The following is a 19,747-nucleotide window of genomic DNA, read 5'->3' on the forward strand; positions in this document are numbered from 1 at the left end:
CTAGATGCTCTGCAGCTTGCGCGCAACGCGTTCGATGAAGTGGCTGCGGTCGCGCGCGGTGACCGCGTTCATGTCGTGCAGCTGCAGCCACGTGACCTTGCAGCGCCATGCGAACAGCGCCCGCAGCGCGCGCGTGAACAGCCGCCGGCCCGGATCGCCGATGAGCATCACGAACCAGCGCGGCGAGCCGCCCGTGGTCACCACCGTCAGCCGTTGGATGTGCCGCATGCCCGACCTCGCGAGCTGTCCCTTGCGCTCTGCCGGCAGGAAGGCCACGCCCGGCAGCCACACGCGCTCGAGCCAGCCCTTGAGCATCGACGGCGGTCCATGGAACCAGGTGGGATAGATGAACACCAGGTGCTCGGCCCACAGCAGCGCTTCGACATGCGGCTTGACGCGTTCGCGGATCAGTTCGGGGTTGTCGAGATAGGCAATGCGCTCTTCGCGCGTCAGCGTGGGATCGAAGCCTTCGGCGTAGAGGTCGATGGCCTTGACCGGGTGCCGCGGTTCGAGGGCTTCGAGGGCGGTGCGGTAGAGCGCGTGGTTGAAGCTGTCAGGGTTCGGATGGCAGTGGACGACGAGCGTTTTCATGAGGAGGGCCGGTTCGCCGGGTCGGCGAGACGGGGTCAGAGCCCAGGGAATGAAGAGCCGCGCGGTGCCTTATGGCAACCCAGGCGCCGGCATCTGACCCCGGCGCAAGCCCCGCGCGGCCCGCGGGAGATAAAAAAATCGGCGCGCCTACTTTCCAGCGAGCTTCTTGCGGATGTCGAGACCGACGCCCTTGTTGACGAACTGCGTGGTGACGACCTTCGACAGATCGACCTCGCCCGGCTTGTAGAGGCCGGCCTTCACCATCTTGTCGTAGAAGTCCTTCACGCGGGCCTCGTCCATGGCGCCGATGCCCTTGGCGAGCGATTCGCCGCTGTCGACGATGCCCATCTTCTTCATCAGCTCGATGGAGCCCTGCGACGCGGCCACGGGCGAGTCGGGGTTGATCTTGGCGATCATCTCGTTGGCGGCCTGGTTGTCGCCGTAGAGGTAGTTGTTCCAGCCGATGATCGAGGCCTCGACGAACTTGCGCACCGTCTCGGGCTTGGTCTTGACGAGGTCGGCGCGTGTCTCGATGGTGGTCGAGTAGGTCGAGAAGCCGTTGTCGGCCAAGAGCTGCACCACCGGGTCGAAGCCGGCCTGCGCCTTGATCGAGAGCGGCTCCGAAATGGCGTAGCCCTGCTGGATAGACTTCTTGTCGGCCAGGAACGGGCCGACGTTGAAGGTGTAGGGCTTGAGCTGCGAATCCTTGAAGCCGTGCTCCGACTTCATCCACTGCCAGAAGCTGAACTGGCCGTCCTTGCCGATGAAGGCCACGGGCGCCTTCGCCATGTCCTTGAAGGTGTCGAAGCCCTGGCCCGGATGCGCGAACATGGCCTGCGGGTCTTTCTGGAAGAAGGCCGCGACCACCACGGTGGGCACGCCGTTCTTCACGTTGTCGAAGGACTGCAGCAGGTTGCCGGTCATCAGGAAGTCGACCTTCCCGGCCGGCAGCATCGGCCGGTTGTTGACCATCGGTCCGCCCTGCTGGATGTCGACGTCGAGGCCGTACTTCTTGTAGGTGCCGTCCACCAGCGCCTGGTAGAAGCCGCCGTGGCCGGCCTGCGCCTTCCAGTTGGTGGCGAACACCACTTTTTCCTGCGCCTGCGCGGCGAAGGCAGTGGCCGCAAGGGCCAGGGCTAGGGCAAGCGGACGGATTGTCAGAGCGGGAACGCGCATGGCAGTGGACTCCTGGGTTGAATGCGTGTGGGGGATTTTCATGTCAGTTCAGAGGCGTTGCTGCTTCAACGCTCGACAGCCATCTCGGAAGTCCAGCCGCGCGTCTTGCCGGGGTTCATCAAGCCCATCGGATCGCTGCGCTTCTTGAATTCGATCTGCTGCGAATCGATGGTCTTCATGCCGCCGTCCTCGATGGTCACGACATGCGGGTTGAAGATCTTGCAGCCGCCCTGCGACTCGATCTCGCGGATCACTTCGTACTGGTGAGCCTCGCCCTTCCAGCGCACCAGCAGGATGCCGAAGGTGCCGCATTCGCCGCCGGCGCGCGCGAAGTCCTGGTGCTGCAGCACGTCGTCGCCGAAGATTTGCAGATGGCGCTCGACCACGGCCGGGTCGAAGGGCTGGGCGTAGGCCACCTGCAGGTAGGTCCAGCCGCGGTCGGCCTTGAGCGCCTGCAGCGTCGTGTGGTTGAACGCGCATTCATAGGCGGGCGGCAGGCCCTCGGCGAGCAGCTCGGGCTCGGTGCCGGCGACGGAGAGGGTGCCGCCATGCGCGGCGGCCAGCGCGCGGAACCCGGCCATCGATTCGGGTGAGACCATCGCGAACGCCGCATGCCGGTCAGAAGGAAAGCGATCGCGCATCGCCGTGTAGTAGGGCGAGAAGCGCGCCTCGACCGTCGAGAGCAGGAAGATGTCGAGCGCGGGCGCCTGCGCCGCGACGGCGAAGGCCAACGCTGCGCGATAGGTTTCGAACAGCACCGTGCAATGCACCCACTCGACGGCCGGGCTCAGCGCCACTTCCGCGTCGAGGATCACGCCGTTGGTGCCGTAGGCATGATGCACCTGCTGGATCTCGTCGCCGTGCAGTTCGATGATGCGCGGCTCGCGCTCCACCGTCATCACGCGCGCGCGCAGCAGGTTGCCGGGGTCGCGCAGGATGCCGTGGCGGAACGAGCCGATGCCGCCGAAGCCGCCCGCGATGAAGCCGCCGATGGTGGCCACGTGCCAGGTCGAGGGCCACATGCGCAGCGCCTGGCCGGTTTCGCGCGCCGCAAGGTCGATGTCGTGCATGCGCGCGCCGGCTTCCACGCGCATGCGGCCATCCTGGATGTCGAGCACGCGGCACATCTGCGTCACGTCGAGCACGATGCCGCCTTCGAGCGGCACGCACTGGCCGTAGTTGCCGGTGCCGCCGGCGCGCACGGTGAGCGGCAGCTTCCACTTCGCGGCCACCGCGGCGGCCTGGCGCACGTCGTCCTCGGTGCTGACCTTGACGACGAGGTCGGCCACGCAGCCCGCGAGTTGCGCGCTGAGGATGGGGCTGTACCAGTAGAAGTCCTTCGACAGCTGCTTGCGCTGGGCCGGCGCGGTGACGAGGTTGAGCCCGCGCAGGTCATTGCGCACGGCCCCCCATTCAGTCGCGCGTGCGGTAGTTGAGTTCATGGACTGCGTTTCAACTTTGTTCGTGGAACACCGCGGAACCGGCTTTGCCGGGCCGCTGGTGTTGCCCCCGGTAGGGGGTTGGCGAAGCGACACGAAGTGCGCGAAGACTGGGGGCGAGCCTAGTTCTCACGGCGCATCTCGCTCTCGTGCCAGTGGCCGAGCACCAACCTGGACAGGGCCGCGAACACGATGAAGATCACGATGCCGAGCAGAGATACCAGCAGCAGCGCCGCGAACATCATCGGAATCTCGGTGCGGAAGCTCGATTCGAGGATGCGTGAGGCCAGCCCCGTCTCCTTGCCCGCGGTGCCGGCCGTGAACTCCGCCACCACCGCGCCGATCAGGCTCAGCCCGCCCGCGATCTTCAGCCCCGCCATGAAGTAGGGCAGCGCACTGGGCGCGAGCAGGTAGCGGAAGGTCTGCCACGGCGAGGCCTTGTAGAGCTGGAACAGGTCGCGCAGGTTGCTGTCGGCGCTTTTCAGGCCGATGACGGTGTTCGACAGGATCGGGAAGAAGGCCACGATCCAGGCGCACAGCAGGAGCGCCGCGGTGGTGCTCGACACATAGATCAGTATCAGCGGCGCGATCGCGATGATTGGCGTCACCTGCAGGATCACCGCGATCGGGAACAGGCCGATCTCCACCCACTTGAAGAGCGCGAAGGCAATCGCCAGCAGCACGCCGCCGACGATGGCCGCGCCGAGCGCCAGCAGCGTGAGCTTCACCGTGAACCACAGCGCGCTGGAGAGCGAGCCCCAGTTGTCGAACAGCGTGCGCAGGATCAGCGAGGGCGCGGGCAGGATGTAGTGCGGGATGTTGTTGGCGCGCACCATCCACTCCCACGCCAGCAGCAGCGCGATGACGATGCCCGCGGGCACCGCGATGCGCAGCATCGATTCGCGCCGGCGCGCCTTGTCTTCGTGCGCGCGCAGCGCGGCTTCGGAGGGTGCCGTGTCCGCATCCGCGAGGGTGACCGGCTCAGTGATCGATGTCGACGCCATGCAGGGCTCCGTGCAGGGATTGCGACACGGCGGTGCAGTGCGCGTTGTAGCGGCTCGAGGTGCGGAATTCTTCGCCGCGCGGATAGGGCTCGTCAATGCGGATCTCGTCGATCACCCGGCCCGGGCGCGCCGCCATCACCACGATGCGGTTCGAGAGGTACACCGACTCGTAGACGCTGTGGGTGACGAACACCACCGAGAAACGATGCTCGCGCCAGATCGTGAGCAGATCGTTGTTGAGCTTGATGCGCGTCATCTCGTCGAGCGCGGCAAAGGGCTCGTCCATCAGCAGGAGCCGCGGGTGCGTGACCAGCGCGCGCGCAATCGACACGCGCATCTTCATGCCGCCCGAGAGCTCGCGCGGGTACACGCCCGCGAAGCGCGAGAGGCCGACCATCTCGAGGGCCTGCTGCACCACCGGCGCCGCTGCATCACGGCTCTGGCCAGCGAGCTTGAGCGGCAGCCACACGTTGTCGAACACCTTGGCCCAAGGCATGAGCGTGGGCTCCTGGAACACGAAGCCGAGGTCGCGGTCGCTCTGTGTCTTGCCGGTGTTGGTGCCGGACCAGTGCATGTCGCCCGAACTCAGGCGCGTGAGGCCGGCGATCAGCCGCAGCGCAGTGCTCTTGCCGCAGCCCGAGGGGCCGAGAAAGCTGATGAAGTCGTGCTCGCCGATGTCGAGCGTCATGCCCTGCAGCGCGAGCGTGCCGTTGGCAAAGCGCTTGCTGACGCGGCGCAGGCTGACCAGCGGCGGGGAAGGCGGGGAAGAGGTCGCGAGGCTTTCCATGGTGGGTGCGAGCCTAGCGCCAGGCGGGTTCGTTGGCGAGGCGCGACAGCGGGAAGCGGTCCACCTCCTGCAGCAGTTCTACGAAGCGCTGGCCCACGTGGTCGAGCACCGCGGCACCCTTCTCGGCCGTGGCGCGCGTGGCGTCGCCGGCCGCGCCCGCGGGGTTGATGTCGTGCATCTGCCAGCCGAGCTTGCCGCTGGGCGTGATCGAGAGGAACTTGTTCTCGTCGGCCAGCTGCTCGGTCATCGAGCTGAAGTTCTGGAACCGGTCGCGGCGCACATGGTCGGGCGTGAGGTGCAGCATCACCGAACTTTCGAGGTCGCCGGCATGGATGCCGTGCCGGCCTTCGTGTGCGGTGAAGAGCCCCTCGGGCAGGCCCAGCGTGTACCAGTTGGCGGCGATGACCATCATGCCGTGCTCCTCGCGCAGGTCGCGCGCCACGATGTCCATCACGCTCATCTGGCCGCCGTGGCTGTTGTAGAGCACCAGCTTGCGCACGCCGGCCCTGGCCACGCAGGCGCCGATGTCCTTCCACAGCGCGATCAACGTGGTGGCCGAGACAGTGAGCGTGCCCGGGTAGCGCGAGTGCTCGTTGCTCTTGCCGTAGGCCACCGTGGGCAGGAAGAGCACCGGCAGCTCGTCCGGCAGGTGCGGAAGCGCGGCGCGCACCATGCCGTCGATGGTGGCGGTGTCGGTCGACATCGGCAGGTGGGGGCCGTGCTGCTCGGTCGCGCCCACCGGCAGCACGGCGATCAGCCGTTCGCGGTCGAGGCGGGAGAACTCTTCGCTGGTCAGGTCGGACCAGAAGCGGCTGCGCAGGGGGTGCGGGTTCATCGTGGCGTACCTCGTGGTGGCGGCAACAGGGCGTGATGATGAGCTAAATTATCCGATCGGTCAAAAAAAGATGGGTTGGTAGTTACCCAAACATGGGAGTGCCCAAAGACGCCGCCGCTGCAAATCGAAGCGGCCGGTCAATTCAGCGCTTCACCACGTAGCGCGTCACCACCGGCGGCGACTCGCCGATGTGGAAGGCCAGCCGCCGCTCGCGCAGCGCCATGTCGGCGGCCGTGGCGCGGTTGAAGCGGCGCAGGTGGTCGGTCCAGCTTTCGTCCACGATCTCTTCCAGGTAGCGGCCCGGCTCCGCGATGTCGTGCAGCAGTTCCCAGCCGATGGCGCCCTGGCCGAGGCGCGCGCGGCGGGTCTGGTGCATCACCAGGTGGAAGGCGGCCGCGCGCGCGGGGTCGATCATGTATTCGATGGTGATGACCACGCGGCCGTTTTCTTCGGGCGTTTCCGCCGGCGGGCCCGCGGCCCAGCCGGCGCGCGCGGGGCTCATGTCGGCTTCCTCGCCCGACACGTCGGTGACCCAGCGCAGCGCCGCCAGCATCAGCAGGGTGCCGCTCACGGCGGCGATCTCGAGGCTGGAGCGCAGGTCGGTGACGGTGGCCACCTGGCCCCAGAGCGCCGCGCCGATCGCGCTCGCACCCATGATCGCCATCTGGTAGGTCGACATGCCGCGCGCGCGCACCCAGTCGGGCAGCGCGAGCTGCGCCGAGACCGAGAGCGAGTTGGCCACTGTGATCCAGGCCATGCCGCCGAAGAACATCGCGGGCACCGCCACCCAGGCGTTGGGCGCGAAGGCCATCACCGCGGTGGCGAGCGACTGCAGCACCGTGCCGCGCAGCACCAGCTGGTCGCGCCCGAGCGCCTGGCGCAGCCGCGGCAGGAACAGCACCGCGATGATCGCGCCCGCGCCCATGGCGGCCAGCAGCAGCGTGAAGGTGGCCGCGCCGCCGCCCTTGAGGTTGCGCGCCAGCAGCGGCAGCAGCGCGAGCAGCGCGGTCGAGTGGAAGAAGAAGATCGTGATGCGCGAGAGCACCGCGCGCATGCGCTGCGACTGCCAGACGAACTGCACGCCCACGCGCATCGCGCTGATGAGCTTTTCGCGGCCCAGCGGATTGGGCGTGTGCTCGCGCCGCCAGCGCAGCACCACGAAGCCCGAGGCCACCGACAGCACCGCGTTGAGCGCGAACACCCAGACGCTGCCCGCGCTGGCAATCAGCATGCCGGCCGTGAGCGGGCCGATGATGCGCGAGGCGTTCATCGCGATGCCGTTCAGGCCCAGCGCCGCCGGCAATTGCGGCCGCGGCACCAGCTCGGGCACGATGGCCGAGAACACCGGCCAGCGCAGCGCCAGGCCGATGCCGTTGGCGAAGGTGAGCGCCAGCAGCAGCGGCGCGGTCATCATGTCCATCGCAATGGCCGCGCACAGCACGATGGCCGTGCCCGCCAGCCAGAACTGCGTGGCCACCAGCCAGCGCCGGCGGTCGAGGATGTCGGCCAGCGCCCCGCTGGGCAGGCCCAGCAGGAACACCGGCAGCGTGGAGGCCGACTGCACCAGCGCCACCCAGATCGGCGAGGTGGTCAGCGAGGTCATCATCCACGCCGCCGCCACGTCGTTCATCCACATGCAGATGTTGGCGATGAGCCAGGTGCTCCACAGCATGCGGAACACGGGCAGCTTGAGCGGCTCGAGCGCCGCGAACTTCGGCGGCTGCGGCCGGGCCGGGGGAATGGGTGTCTCTTCGGGGGAAATCGGTGGCATGTCGCCCGATTGTGCCTATCCCCTGTCGCTGCGAGCCAGGCGGTGTTCGAGCCGCCGCAGCATCGTCGTGAGCACCAGCGTCATCACCCAGTACACCACCGAGATCGCGAGGTACGGCTCCCAGTAGCGCGCATAGGCGCCGGCCACCGTGCGCGCGGCATAGGCCAGCTCGGCCAGGCCGATGGCCGAGACCAGCGAGGTGTCTTTCAGCAGCGCGATCGCGTTGTTGCCCAGCGGCGGCAGCATGCGCCTGAAGGCCTGCGGCAGCACCACGTAGCGCATGACCTGCATGGGCGTGAAGCCGATCGAGCGGCCGGCGTCGAACTGCCCGCGCGAGATCGACTGGATGCCGGCACGGAACACCTCGGAGATGTAGGCCGCCGAATTGAGCGTGAGCGCCACCACGCCGGAGATCAGCGCGCCATGCTCCTGCTTGAGCTCGCGCGCCAGGTCGCCGCTGATCAGGAGGCCGGTCGCCGGATGGATGAACACCGGCATCACCGCGAAGTGGATCAAGAGGATCTGCACGAAGAGCGGCGTGCCGCGGAAGAAGCTCACGTACACCGTGGCCGGCCAGCGCAGGAAGAAGCGCGCCACCCAGCTCCAGGGCGCATGGCGCGGCCGGGCGAGCCGCGCGAGCGCCAGGCACAGGCCCCAGCTCGCGCCCAGCAGCACGCACACCACCGTCATGCGCAGCGTCATCCAGGCGCCCTGCCAGAACAGGTCCTTGTATTCGACCAGGATGTCCCAGCGGAACCATCCGAACAGAAGGATCGGCTGTTCCATCTATTGCGCCCTCGCGCCCGGGCCTGCCGCGCTCATCGCGCGTTCGGGTCCTTGTTGAACCACTTCTTGTAGATCGCGGCGTAGCTGCCGTCCGCGCGGATTGCGGCGAGGCCGGCCGTGAGCTTGTCGAGCAGCGCCTTGTCGCCCTTCTTCACGACGATGCCGAAGCCTTCCTCGGGGAAGGACTTGTCATCGAGCGTCTTGAGCTCGGGGTTCTGCGCCACGCGGTAGGCGATCACGCCGTTGTCGCCCATGGCGGCATCGACGCCGCCGCCGGCCAGCTCGGAAATGATGAGCGGCGTGCTCTCGAAGCGGCGGATGTTGGGGCTGGTCTTGCCGAACTCGCGCGAGGCGATGTCGTCGGCGGTGGAGGCGCTCACCACGGCAATCTTCTTGCCCGCGAGGTCCTTCAGCGAGGCGACCGTGCTGCCCTTGGGCAGCGCGATCAGCTGGCGCGCCGCGAAGTAGGGCGGCGTGAAGTCGTAGCTCTGCTTGCGCTTGTCGTTGATGGTGACGCCCGAGATCACGAGGTCGACGTCGCCGTTGTTGAGCGCGCCGAAGATGCCGGTGAACGGCGTGTTCACGACCTTGATCTTCAGGCCCTGCTGCCTGGCAATGGCGTTGATGATGTCGATGTCGAAGCCGACGATCTGCTTGTCCTTGTTCTCGAAGGCGAAGGGCGCGTAGGTGGCGCTGGAGGCCACGGTGAGTTCGCGGTTCTGGGCCTCGGCGCCGAAGGCGAGCGTGGCGGCGGCAAGGCCGAGCGCCAGGGCGCGGCGGATGGGATTCATGCGGGGACCTCTTCCTCTTTGTTCCGCCAGACGGCGGTATGTGTATGCATATGCGGGGTGGGCGGGAATTCTAGGGTGCGGCTAACGCGCCAGATGCCCGAGCGGCCAGGCGCTGCTGGCCTTCACCTCGCCCAGCGAGAAGCTGGTGTGCAGGTCTTTCACGTTGGGCAGGTTCATGAGGTGCTGGCGCGCGAAGGCCGAGAAGCTGTCCAGGTCCTGCGCCACCACCTGCAGCTCGAAGGTGCCGGTGCCGCTGATGTAGTGGCAGGCCACCACCTCGGGCAGCTTGCGGATCGCGTCCTCGAGCCTGCGCGTGGCTTCGTGGGTGACGCGTTCGGTGTCCACGCGCACGAAAGCGAGCACGCCCAGCCCGATCTTGTGGCGGTCGATCTCGGCGTGATAGCCCTTGATGAAGCCGGCCTCTTCCAGCGCCCGCACGCGGCGCCAGCAGGGCGCCGCCGAGAGCCCCACGCGCTGCGCTAGCTCGGCGTTGGTGAGGCGGCCGTCGGCCTGCAGTTCTTGCAGGATTGAGAGGTCAAACTTGTCAATGCTTTCCATGGAAGGCGATATTAAGCAAGATTCTTCCGGGAAGCCGGTTTTTTGGGGCACAGAACGCAAACACCTATCGCGCACCCCGGCATACACTTTGCGTGATCATGGGCTCGCGCCCGACCCGGGCATAGACCCACACCCCATCAGCCAGGCCCAAAAAGCCCTGCCACACGGAGACAGACAACAATGAACGCACCGCTGCCGGAGCACATTCGCAAGGCCCTCGAAACGGTCACGCTCGACGACAAATACAGCCTCGATTACGGCCGTGCCTTCATGAGCGGCGTGCAGGCGCTGGTCAAGCTGCCGATGCTGCAGCGCCTGCGAGACAAGCAGGCCGGCAAGAACACCGCAGGCTTCATCAGCGGCTACCGCGGCTCCCCGCTCGGCGGCTACGACCAGGCGCTGTGGAAGGCCAGCAAGTTCCTGAAGGAACAGAACATCGTCTTCCAGCCCGGCGTGAACGAAGAGCTCGCCGCCACCGCGCTCTGGGGCACCCAGCAACTGGGCTTCTCGCCCGCGGGCACCAACAGGTTCGACGGCGTCTTCGGCATCTGGTATGGCAAGGGCCCGGGCGTGGACCGCTGCTCCGACGTCTTCAAGCACGCCAACATGGCGGGCACCACCGAATGGGGCGGCGTGATCGCGGTGGCGGGCGACGACCACATCTCCAAGAGCAGCACGGCCGCGCACCAGAGCGACCACATCTTCAAGGCCTGCGGCACGCCGGTGTTCTTTCCGGCCAACGTGCAGGAAATCCTGGACCTGGGCATCCACGCCTTTGCGATGAGCCGCTTCTCGGGCATCTGGTCGGGCATGAAGACGATCCAGGAAATCGTCGAGTCGAGCGCCACGGCCATGATCGACCCGGACCGCGTCGAGATCGTCATTCCCACCGATTTCCAGATGCCCCCCGGCGGCCTGCACATCCGCTGGCCCGACCACGCGCTCGAGCAGGAAGCGCGGCTCATGCACTACAAGTGGTATGCCGCGCTCGCCTACATCCGCGCCAACCGGCTGAACCACAACGTGATCGAGGGCCCGAACGACCGCTTCGGCATCATGGCCAGCGGCAAGGCCTACAACGACACCCGCCAGGCCCTGATCGACCTGGGCCTGGACGACGCCACCTGCCGCCAGCTGGGCATCCGGCTGCACAAGGTGGGCGTGGTGTGGCCGCTGGAGGCGCAGCTCACGCGCGACTTCGCCACCGGCCTGCAAGAGATCCTGGTGGTGGAAGAAAAGCGCCAGGTCATCGAATACCAGCTGAAGGAAGAGCTCTACAACTGGCGCGCCGACGTGCGCCCCACCGTGCTCGGCAAGTTCAACGAGCTCGACGGCGATTTCTCCGGCGGCGAATGGGCCATGCCCAACCCCACGGCCAACACGCTGCTGCGCGCCAATGCCGACCTGAACCCGGCGCTGATCGCCAAGGCGATTGCACAGCGCCTGCGCAAGCTCGGCATCCTGGAGCAGGCCGGCGCCGACATGCGCGCGCGCATCGACGCCCAGATGGCCATCCTCGAGGCCAAGGAGCGCTCGATGGAAGTGCTCAAGGTGGGCGGCGTGCAGGGCGCCGACCGCCAGCCCTGGTTCTGCTCGGGCTGCCCGCACAACACCAGCACCGTGGTGCCCGAGGGCTCGCGCGCCATGGGCGGCATCGGCTGCCACTTCATGGCCACCTGGATGGACCGCTCCACCATCGGTTTCACGCAGATGGGCGGCGAGGGCGTGCCGTGGGTCGGCCAGCAGCCCTTCACCACCGACCAGCACATCTTCGCGAACCTGGGCGACGGCACCTACTTCCACAGCGGCCTGCTGGCCATCCGCCAGAGCATCGCGGCCGGCGTGAACATCACCTACAAGATCCTCTACAACGACGCCGTCGCCATGACCGGCGGCCAGCAGGTCGGCGAGCGGCCCGAGGGCCACTCGGTGCTGCAGATCGCCGAGAGCCTGCATGCCGAGGGCGCCAAGAAGGTCGTCATCGTCACCGACGAGCCCGAGAAGTACGAAGGCGTGAACATCCCGGGCGACCATGTGGCGGTCAAGCACCGCGACCTGCTCGACGAGGTCCAGCGCGAGTTCCGCGAGATCGCCGGCACCACCGCCATCATCTACGACCAGACCTGCGCCACAGAGAAGCGCCGCCGCCGCAAGCGGGGCACGGCCGTCGATCCGGCCAAGCGCGTGGTCATCAACGAGCTGGTCTGCGAAGGCTGCGGCGACTGCAGCGTGCAGAGCAACTGCCTGTCGGTCGAGCCGCTGGAAACCGAGTTCGGCCGCAAGCGCACCATCAACCAGAGCAGCTGCAACAAGGACATGAGCTGCCTCAAGGGCTTCTGCCCCAGCTTCGTCACGGTCGAAGGCGGGCAGCTCAAGAAGAAGGCCAGGGACAAGGCCGATTCGCCGCTCGCGCTGGGCCCGCTGCCCGAGCCGGCCGTGCCGGTGCTGGCGCAAGACCAGGTGTGGGGCATCGTGGTGGCCGGCGTCGGCGGCACGGGCGTCATCACCATCGGCCAGCTGCTGGGCATGGCGGCGCACATCGAGGGCAAGGGCATCGTCACGCAGGACGCGGCCGGCCTCGCGCAAAAGGGCGGCGCCACCTGGAGCCATGCGCTGATCGGCCAGTCGCAGGACGCGATCCGCACCACGCGCGTCGGCACCGCCGCGGCCGACCTCATCCTGGCGGCCGATCCGCTGGTGGCCGTCAACGCCGAAACCCTGGCGCGCATGCGCGAAGGGCGCACGCACGTGGCGCTCAACACGCACAGCACGCCCACGGCGGCTTTCGTGCGCAACGCCAACTGGGTGAACCCGCAGGACGACTGCGCCAGCCAGATCGCGCGCGCCATCGGCGCCGATGCGCTCGGCACCTTCGACGCCGATGCCGCGGCCACCACGCTGATGGGCGACAGCCTCTATGCCAATCCGATGCTGCTGGGCTTCGCCTGGCAAAAGGGCTGGATCCCGCTGGCGCTCGAGTCGCTGCTGCGCGCCATCGAGCTCAATGCGGTGGCGGTCGAGAACAACAAGGCCGCCTTCGCATGGGGCCGCCAGGCGGCCGTCCGTCCGGACGAGCTGCAAAAGCGCCTGCGCCCGGGCCAGGTGATCGAGTTCAAGAAGCGCGAAACCGTCGAAAGCCTGGTGGCGCGCCGGGCCGAATTCCTCACGGGCTACCAGAACGCGGCCTATGCCGAGGAATACCGGCAGTTCGTGGACAAGGTCCGGCAGGCCGAGTCGGCGCTGGGCAAGACCGCGCTGGCCGAAACGGTGGCCCGCTACCTGTTCAAGCTCATGGCCTACAAGGACGAGTACGAGGTGGCGCGCCTGCACACCGACCGCAGCTTCCTCGATCGCGTCGAAGGCATGTTCGAAGGTGAGATGGGCAAGGATTTCAAGCTCAACTACCACCTCGCGCCGCCCATCATCGCCAGGAAGAACGCCAAGGGCCAGCTGCAGAAGCAGAAGTTCGGCCCCTGGATGCTCTCCGGCTTCAGGCTGCTGGCCCGGCTCAAGGGCCTGCGCGGCACGGCGCTGGACATCTTCGGGCGCACCGAAGAGCGCAGGACCGAGCGCGCGCTCATCGGGGAGTACCGCGCGAGCATCGAGGAAGTGATTGCTGGCCTTCGCGCCGAGAACCATGCGCTGGCGCTGGAGATCGCGAGCCTGCCCGAGCAGATCCGCGGCTACGGCCATGTGAAGGACCGCAACCTTGCCGCCGCCCGCACCCGCTGGAGCGAACTGCTCGCCAAGTGGCGCAATCCACAGCAGGCGCAGCGCACCGCCGCGTGATTTTCCCGAGGCCGGCCTGGCGCCGCCGGCCGCCCCGCGCTATTGCTCCTGAAAAGCTAGCAAGAGACGCGCAGCCGAAGCCCATGGAAAGCCCTGCCCCGCGCGCCGGATAAGCGCGCGGAGCGGGGCATTGCCACGAATACAATGCCCGCTGCTGCGCGCGGCCGACGCCGCCTCAAGCTCTGACTCGCGGCCTTTTCCACGGGGCCGCGGAACCGCGGGCCCGATCCGCGCTTCTGACATTCCTCTCTTCTCTCTGCTGGAGACTCTCTTGTTCATTTCCTCTGCTTTCGCCCAAACCGCACCCGCAGCTTCCGGCGGTGGCGACATGCTGTCCTCGCTGGGCAGCATGCTGCCCCTGGTGCTGATGTTCGTGGTGCTGTATTTCGTGATGATCCGTCCGCAAATGAAGCGCCAGAAGGAAGCGCGCGCCATGATCGAGGCGCTGGCCAAGGGCGATGAAGTCGCAACCGCCGGCGGCGTGCTCGGCAAGATCACCTCGCTCGGCGACCAGTACCTCGGCCTCGAAATCGCCAATGGCGTGGAAATCAAGATCCAGCGCAGCGCTGTGGTCCAGGTCCTGCCCAAGGGCGCCGTCAAGCAGTAAGCCAGGCAATCAACGCGCGGCCCGGCCTTGCGCTTTGCGGCGCATGGCCTCAAGTCACGCCACTGTTCCGTTTCTGAAAAGCGCTTTCTCATGAACCGTTATCCGGTCTGGAAGTACGCGATCATCGTGATCGTGCTGCTTGTGGGGTTGATCTATTCCCTGCCGAATTTCTTCGGCGAGGCGCCTGCCGTGCAGGTGTCCGCGGCCAAGTCCACCGTCAAGGTCGACGCGGCCACCCAGAGCCGGGTCGAGGAGGCGCTCAAGGCAGCCGGGCTCGCGCCCGACCTGCTCACGCTCGAAGGCGGCTCGCTGCGCGCGCGCTTCGCCACGCCTGACGAGCAGCTCAAGGCGCGCGACACGGTGCAGCGCGCGCTGGTGCCCGATCCCGCCGATCCGCCCTACGTGGTGGCGCTGAACCTGGTCTCGCGCTCGCCGGCCTGGCTCACGGCGCTGCATGCGTTCCCGATGTACCTGGGCCTCGACCTGCGCGGCGGCGTCGACTTCCTGCTGCAGGTCGACATGAAGGGAGCCATCGACAAGAAGGCCGAATCCTTCGCCAGCGACCTGCGCACCACCTTCCGCGACAAGGGCATCCGCGGCACCTCGGTGAACCGCAATGGCCAGGCCATCGAGGTCTCGTTCCGCGACGCGGCCGCGCTGGAAGCGGCCAAGCGGCTGATCCAGGACCAGTTCCAGGATCTCGCCACCACCGACAGCCAGGATGGCAGCAACTGGCGCCTCGTGGCCACCATCAAGCCCGAAGCCGCGCGCCGGCTGCAGGACGCGGCACTCAAGCAGAACATCACCACGCTGCACAACCGGATCAACGAACTCGGCGTGGCCGAGCCGGTGATCCAGCAGCAGGGCCTGGACCGCATCGTGGTGCAGCTGCCCGGCGTGCAGGACACGGCCAAGGCCAAGGACATCCTGGGGCGCACCGCCACGCTCGAGATGCGCCTGGTCGACGAAAGCGCCGAAGGCCGCGCGGCCGAGCTGAGCGGCGGGCCGGTGCCCTTCGGCTCCGAGAAATTCCTCGAGCGCAACGGCCGCCCGGTGATCGTGAAGAAGCAGGTGCTCGTCACCGGCGAGAACCTCACCGACGCGCAGCCCGGCTTCGACCAGCAGAGCAACCAGCCCAAGGTCGACCTGACCATGGACGCCAAGGGCGGCCGGATCATGCGCGACGTGAGCCGCGAGAACTACAAGAAGCGCATGGCCATGCTGATCTTCGAGAAGGGCAAGGGCGAAGTGCTCACGGCCCCGTCGATCAACGGCGAGCTCGGCAACCGCTTCCAGATCTCCGGCTCGATGACCGTGACCGAAGCCGCCGACCTTGCGCTGCTGCTGCGCGCCGGCTCGCTGGCCGCGCCGATGGAAATCATCCAGGAACGCACCATCGGCCCGACCTTGGGCGCCGACAACATCGAGAAGGGCTTCAAGAGCGTGATGTATGGCTTCCTGGCCATCATGGTGTTCATGTGCGCCTACTACGCGCTGTTCGGCCTGTTCTCCTCGATCGCGCTGGCCGTCAACCTGATGCTGCTGGTGGCCATTCTCTCGATGCTGCAGGCCACGCTCACGCTGCCCGGCATCGCGGCCATGGCGCTGGCCATCGGCGTGGCCATCGACTCCAACGTGCTGATCAACGAACGCGTGCGCGAGGAACTGCGCAACGGCGCCTCCCCGCAGGCGGCCATCCACGCCGGCTACGACCGCGCCTGGGGCACGATCCTCGACTCCAACGTGACCACGCTGATCGCGGGCATCGCGCTGCTGGCCTTCGGCTCGGGGCCGGTGCGCGGCTTCGCGGTGGTGCACTGCATCGGCATCGTCACTTCGATGTTCTCCGCCGTGTTCTTCTCGCGCGGCCTCGTGAACTTCTGGTACGGCCAGAAGAAGAAACTCAAGACGGTGTCGATCGGCACGGTCTGGCGCCCCAAGACCGACGGCACCGCCGTGGCTGAAGGCAAGTAAAGGTCAAGGACAAGCGCCATGGAATTCTTCCGCATCCACAAGACCATCCCGTTCATGCGCCACGCGCTGGTGCTGAACATCATCTCCTTCGTCACCTTCGCGCTGGCGGTGTTCTTCCTGCTGCACCGCGGGCTGCACCTGTCGGTGGAGTTCACCGGCGGCACCGTGATGGAGGTGGCCTATCAGCAGTCCGCCGACATCGGCAAGGTGCGGGAAGCCGTCAGCAAGCTCGGCTACCCTGAAGTCCAGGTGCAGAGCTACGGCACCTCGCGCGACGTGCAGATCCGCCTGCCGGCGCAAAAGGGCATGAACTCCGACCAGCAGAGCGCGCAGGTGATGCAGGCGCTCAAGTCGGTCGATCCCTCGGCCACGCAGCGCGGCATCGAGGTGGTCGGCCCGCAGGTTGGCGAGGAGCTCACCACCAACGGGCTCAAGGCGCTCGCCATGGTGGTGGTGGGCATCATGATCTACCTGGCGATTCGCTTCGAATGGAAGTTCGCCGTAGCCACCGTGCTGGCCAACCTGCACGACGTGGTCATCATCCTAGGCTTCTTCGCCTTCTTCCAGTGGGAGTTTTCGCTCGCGGTGCTGGCGGCGGTGCTGGCGGTGCTGGGCTATTCGGTCAACGAGTCGGTCGTGATCTTCGACCGGGTGCGCGAGAACTTCCGGCGCTACCGCAAGATGAGCACGGTCGAGATCATCGACAACGCGATCACCTCGACCATCAGCCGCACCATCATCACGCACGGCTCGACCCAGCTGGTGGTGCTCTCGATGTTCTTCTTCGGCGGCCCGACGCTGCACTACTTCGCGCTGGCGCTGACCATCGGCATCCTGTTCGGCATCTACTCGTCGTGCTTCGTGGCGGCCGCCATCGCGATGTGGCTGGGCATCAAGCGCGAAGACCTGATCAAGGGCGGACCGACCAAGCGCGACGGCGGCTCCGAGGACGACCCGAACGCCGGCGCCGTGGTCTGATTTGCGCCGGATCAACGGGACGCGCCGCGCAAGCCCGCCGCCATGCCGCAGGTGATGCACACTTGTGCGGTGGCGCTTGCCGATGCAAGCTCTCGGCTTTCGCCGAAAAATAGAGTCCCATTGGCCTTCCCGATCCTTCAATGAGCATTGCGCGGTCCGCCTCCTCCCTGCAGCTCGCACGCGAGACGCGCGAGCGTTTCGTTCGCGCCACCGAGGGCGTCATCGTCCCGCTGGCGCAGGCGATACGGGACCGCCTGACGCAGCAGGCCTCGGAAATCGGCAGTGCGCGCGCCATGCAGGAGAGCCGCGACGACTTCGTGGCATTCCAGGGCCAGGCCTCGCAATGGGTGTCGCTCGCGCAGGCGGGCTGGCGCAGGTCGGTCGGCACCCCGGGGGCGGCGCCGGTGGTGTCGTCCGGCGCGAAGCTGCGGCTCGAACTCATCGACGACGATGCGATGGAAAGCAGCATCCTGTCGTCGCGCCTGGCGCAGCTGATCCACGACAAGGCCAGCTTCGAACTCAGCGACCTGCGGCTGCGCATCCAGTTCCTGGAAGGCACCGCAGAACTCGACGCCCACGACGTGCTCAGGCCCGAAACCCTGGCCAGGCTGCTGGTGGACCAGTGGCTGGCGGCCGGCCTGAGCCGCGCGCTGTGGGCGCGGGTGCAGGACACCGTGCAGCAGCAGCTCGTCGGCGTGGTCGTCAAGGCCTATGAAGACGCCAACGCCTTCCTGGTTTCCCAGGGCGTGATGCCCGAAATCGATCTCAAGAGCTTTGTCCGCCGCACCGGCAGCAGCAGCAGCGGCGGCAGCGCCACCGGACCGGCGACGATGCCGACATCGCCCTACGCCGGCGGTGCGGCGCAGGCCGCGGGTGCCGTGCAGCGGCCGGGCAGCGCCGACAACTCCTCCCCGCAGGCACGGGCTTTTGCGCCGTCCGCGCCGGCCTTCACCACGGGCGGCTCGCCGTTGATGGTCGCCCGCCAGCGCGCGCAGACGGCGCTCCTGAGCCTCAAGCGCTTCGTCGCTGCCCGCATCGGCGCGGAGCCGCCGGCTTCGCCTTCGATGACGACGACGGGAATGGACGGCCATGCGGCCGCCGCGGGGGCCGGCGTGACCAGCGCGGGGAGCGCCCGCGCCGCCTCCAGGACCTTTGTCGGCGTGATCGCCGAGGCCGAGGCCGCCTACCGGGCGGCTGCCTCGCAGTACATGCAGGGCTCGGTGCCGGGCTCCGAGGAGCAGGCCACCCTCATCCAGCAGACCGCGGTCGACCTTCGGCGGCGCAGCACCGAGCTCAAGAAAAGGGCGCCCACCACCGCCGACAAGGCCACTGTCGAGATCGTGGCGCTCATGTTCCAGGCCATCCTCGCCGAGGAGCGCATTCCTTTCTCGGCGCGCGTGTGGTTTGCCCGCCTGCAGATGCCGGTGCTGCGCGTGGCCATTGCCGAGCCCGAGTTCTTCGGCACGCTGCAGCATCCGGCGCGCATGCTGATCGACCGCATGGGCTCGTGCGTGATGGGCTTCGATGCCGCCGCCATCTCGGGCAGTGCTCTCGAGGGCGAGATCCGGCGCGTGGTGCAGGTGATCGAGCAGTACCCCGAAACCGGCCAGCGCGTCTTCAAGCTGGTGTTCGACGAGTTCGTCGCCTTCCTGAACCGCTATCTCACGCAAAGCGACGCCACCCAGCGCGTCATGAGCGTGGCGCAGCAGGTCGAGCAGAAGGAGACGATGGCGATCCAATACACCATCGAGCTGCGCAAGATGCTCAACGACATGCCGGTGCGCGAGGAGATCCGCGAGTTCCTCTTCAAGGTCTGGGCCGAGGTGCTGGCGATTGCGGCGCTGCGCTACGGCGCCCAGGGCGAGCAGACGGTGATGCTCAAGCGCGTGGCCTCCGAGCTGGTGTGGGCGGCAAGCGCCAAGCCCAACCGCGCCGACCGCGCGCGCGTGATCCAGGACCTGCCGCAGCTGCTGCAGCGCCTGCGCCTGGGCATGAACCTGCTGGGCATCATCGATGAGCCGCAGGAAGCCCATATCAAGGCCATCGGCGCCACCTTGTCCGACGCCTTCCTGTCGAAGACCGAAGCCATTCCCGCGGCCAAGATCGAGGCCATGGCCGAGCGCCTCGCGCACCTGGAAGATTTCGTGACCGACGACGGCGGCGCCTCCAGCCTGCCGCTCGATGCGAACAGCATCGAACTGCTGCTGGGCGTGGATGCAGCCTCGATCGAGGTCGTGGCCGACACTGTGGGCGGCGTTCCGGCCGAAGACATGCTGGCGTGGGCCCACGAACTGGAGGTGGGCAACTGGTTCATGCTCGACCACAACGACCGCGTGAGCCAGGTGCAGTTCGTCTGGCGCAGCGACCGCAAGCAGCTGCACCTGTTCGCCTCGGCCGATGGCCGCAGCTTCCTGATCCAGGTCGGCCGGCTGGCCAACTACCTGCAGGCCGGCCTGCTGGTGCCGGCAGAGGAAGAAACGCTCACGGTGCGCGCCACGCGCGAGGCGCTGGCCAAGCTCGACGCGAATCCCGAACGGCTCTTGAATTAGTCAGCCGCCTTGGCTGTTCTTGTCCGTTCGTGGAACACCGAGGAACCGGCTTCGCCGGGCCTCAGGTGTTGCCCCCGGCGAGGGGGAGGGAGAAGCGACACGAAGTGCGCGA

The 19,747-nt window shown here is 67.3% G+C and carries 15 protein-coding genes; 5 read left to right on the forward strand and 10 right to left on the reverse strand.

Annotated elements, in window-relative coordinates:
- From L1081_RS21045 to L1081_RS21090, 10 genes are all read right to left on the reverse strand, one after another.
- The gene (locus L1081_RS21045; RefSeq protein WP_489413918.1) at window positions 1-591 is read right to left on the reverse strand and encodes an NAD(P)H-dependent oxidoreductase; all 591 of its coding nucleotides are present in this window, start codon (window positions 589-591) and stop codon (window positions 1-3) included.
- Between the two features lie 147 nt (window positions 592-738).
- Window positions 739-1,767 (reverse strand): ABC transporter substrate-binding protein, encoded by a 1,029-nt coding sequence (locus L1081_RS21050; RefSeq protein ID WP_489413919.1) that lies wholly within the window; start codon window positions 1,765-1,767, stop codon window positions 739-741.
- Between the two features lie 65 nt (window positions 1,768-1,832).
- Window positions 1,833-3,209 carry an FAD-binding protein gene (locus L1081_RS21055; protein WP_489413920.1) on the reverse strand — a complete coding sequence of 459 codons (1,377 nt, stop codon included), beginning with the start codon at window positions 3,207-3,209 and terminating at the stop codon, window positions 1,833-1,835.
- A gap of 119 nt (window positions 3,210-3,328) precedes the next feature.
- Window positions 3,329-4,210, reverse strand: a complete 882-nt coding sequence (locus L1081_RS21060; RefSeq protein ID WP_489413921.1) for an ABC transporter permease subunit — start codon at window positions 4,208-4,210, stop codon at window positions 3,329-3,331.
- Window positions 4,188-4,997, reverse strand: coding sequence for an ATP-binding cassette domain-containing protein (locus tag L1081_RS21065; RefSeq protein WP_489413922.1), 810 nt, complete (start codon window positions 4,995-4,997; stop codon window positions 4,188-4,190). The genes L1081_RS21060 and L1081_RS21065 overlap by 23 nt, the downstream gene beginning before the upstream one ends.
- Before the next feature lie 13 nt (window positions 4,998-5,010).
- Complete coding sequence (locus L1081_RS21070) at window positions 5,011-5,832, reverse strand: creatininase family protein (RefSeq protein ID WP_489413923.1); 822 nt, start codon at window positions 5,830-5,832, stop codon at window positions 5,011-5,013.
- A gap of 142 nt (window positions 5,833-5,974) precedes the next feature.
- On the reverse strand, window positions 5,975-7,603 hold the full coding sequence (locus tag L1081_RS21075) for an MFS transporter (RefSeq protein WP_489413924.1): 1,629 nt from the start codon (window positions 7,601-7,603) through the stop codon (window positions 5,975-5,977).
- A gap of 15 nt (window positions 7,604-7,618) precedes the next feature.
- The gene (locus tag L1081_RS21080; protein ID WP_124959076.1) at window positions 7,619-8,389 is read right to left on the reverse strand and encodes an amino acid ABC transporter permease; all 771 of its coding nucleotides are present in this window, start codon (window positions 8,387-8,389) and stop codon (window positions 7,619-7,621) included.
- Between the two features lie 32 nt (window positions 8,390-8,421).
- Entirely contained in the window at window positions 8,422-9,180 is a 759-nt protein-coding gene (locus L1081_RS21085) for a transporter substrate-binding domain-containing protein (RefSeq protein ID WP_489413925.1), read from the reverse strand.
- 81 nt (window positions 9,181-9,261) lie between these two features.
- The gene (locus L1081_RS21090; protein WP_489413926.1) at window positions 9,262-9,738 is read right to left on the reverse strand and encodes an Lrp/AsnC ligand binding domain-containing protein; all 477 of its coding nucleotides are present in this window, start codon (window positions 9,736-9,738) and stop codon (window positions 9,262-9,264) included.
- Between the two features lie 180 nt (window positions 9,739-9,918).
- On the opposite strand from L1081_RS21090, the gene L1081_RS21095 reads away from it, so the two are divergent.
- The 5 genes from L1081_RS21095 (at window position 9,919) to L1081_RS21115 (ending at window position 19,635) form a co-directional block, all read left to right on the forward strand.
- A complete protein-coding gene (locus L1081_RS21095; protein ID WP_489413927.1) occupies window positions 9,919-13,527 on the forward strand; it encodes an indolepyruvate ferredoxin oxidoreductase family protein in 3,609 nt (1,202 codons plus the stop codon).
- A 271-nt stretch (window positions 13,528-13,798) separates the two neighbouring features.
- Window positions 13,799-14,134, forward strand: coding sequence for a preprotein translocase subunit YajC (gene yajC, locus L1081_RS21100; RefSeq protein WP_018905224.1), 336 nt, complete (start codon window positions 13,799-13,801; stop codon window positions 14,132-14,134).
- 90 nt (window positions 14,135-14,224) lie between these two features.
- Window positions 14,225-16,108: a protein translocase subunit SecD gene (gene secD / locus L1081_RS21105; protein ID WP_489413928.1), complete on the forward strand. Its 1,884-nt coding sequence runs from the start codon at window positions 14,225-14,227 to the stop codon at window positions 16,106-16,108.
- An 18-nt stretch (window positions 16,109-16,126) separates the two neighbouring features.
- Entirely contained in the window at window positions 16,127-17,086 is a 960-nt protein-coding gene (gene secF, locus L1081_RS21110; protein ID WP_489413929.1) for a protein translocase subunit SecF, read from the forward strand.
- Between the two features lie 140 nt (window positions 17,087-17,226).
- The gene (locus L1081_RS21115) at window positions 17,227-19,635 is read left to right on the forward strand and encodes a DUF1631 family protein (protein WP_489413930.1); all 2,409 of its coding nucleotides are present in this window, start codon (window positions 17,227-17,229) and stop codon (window positions 19,633-19,635) included.
- Window positions 19,636-19,747: the final 112 nt, after the last annotated feature.

The organism is Variovorax sp. MSC1_012, from assembly GCF_023667525.1.
GTDB lineage: Bacteria > Pseudomonadota > Gammaproteobacteria > Burkholderiales > Burkholderiaceae_C > Variovorax > Variovorax beijingensis_B.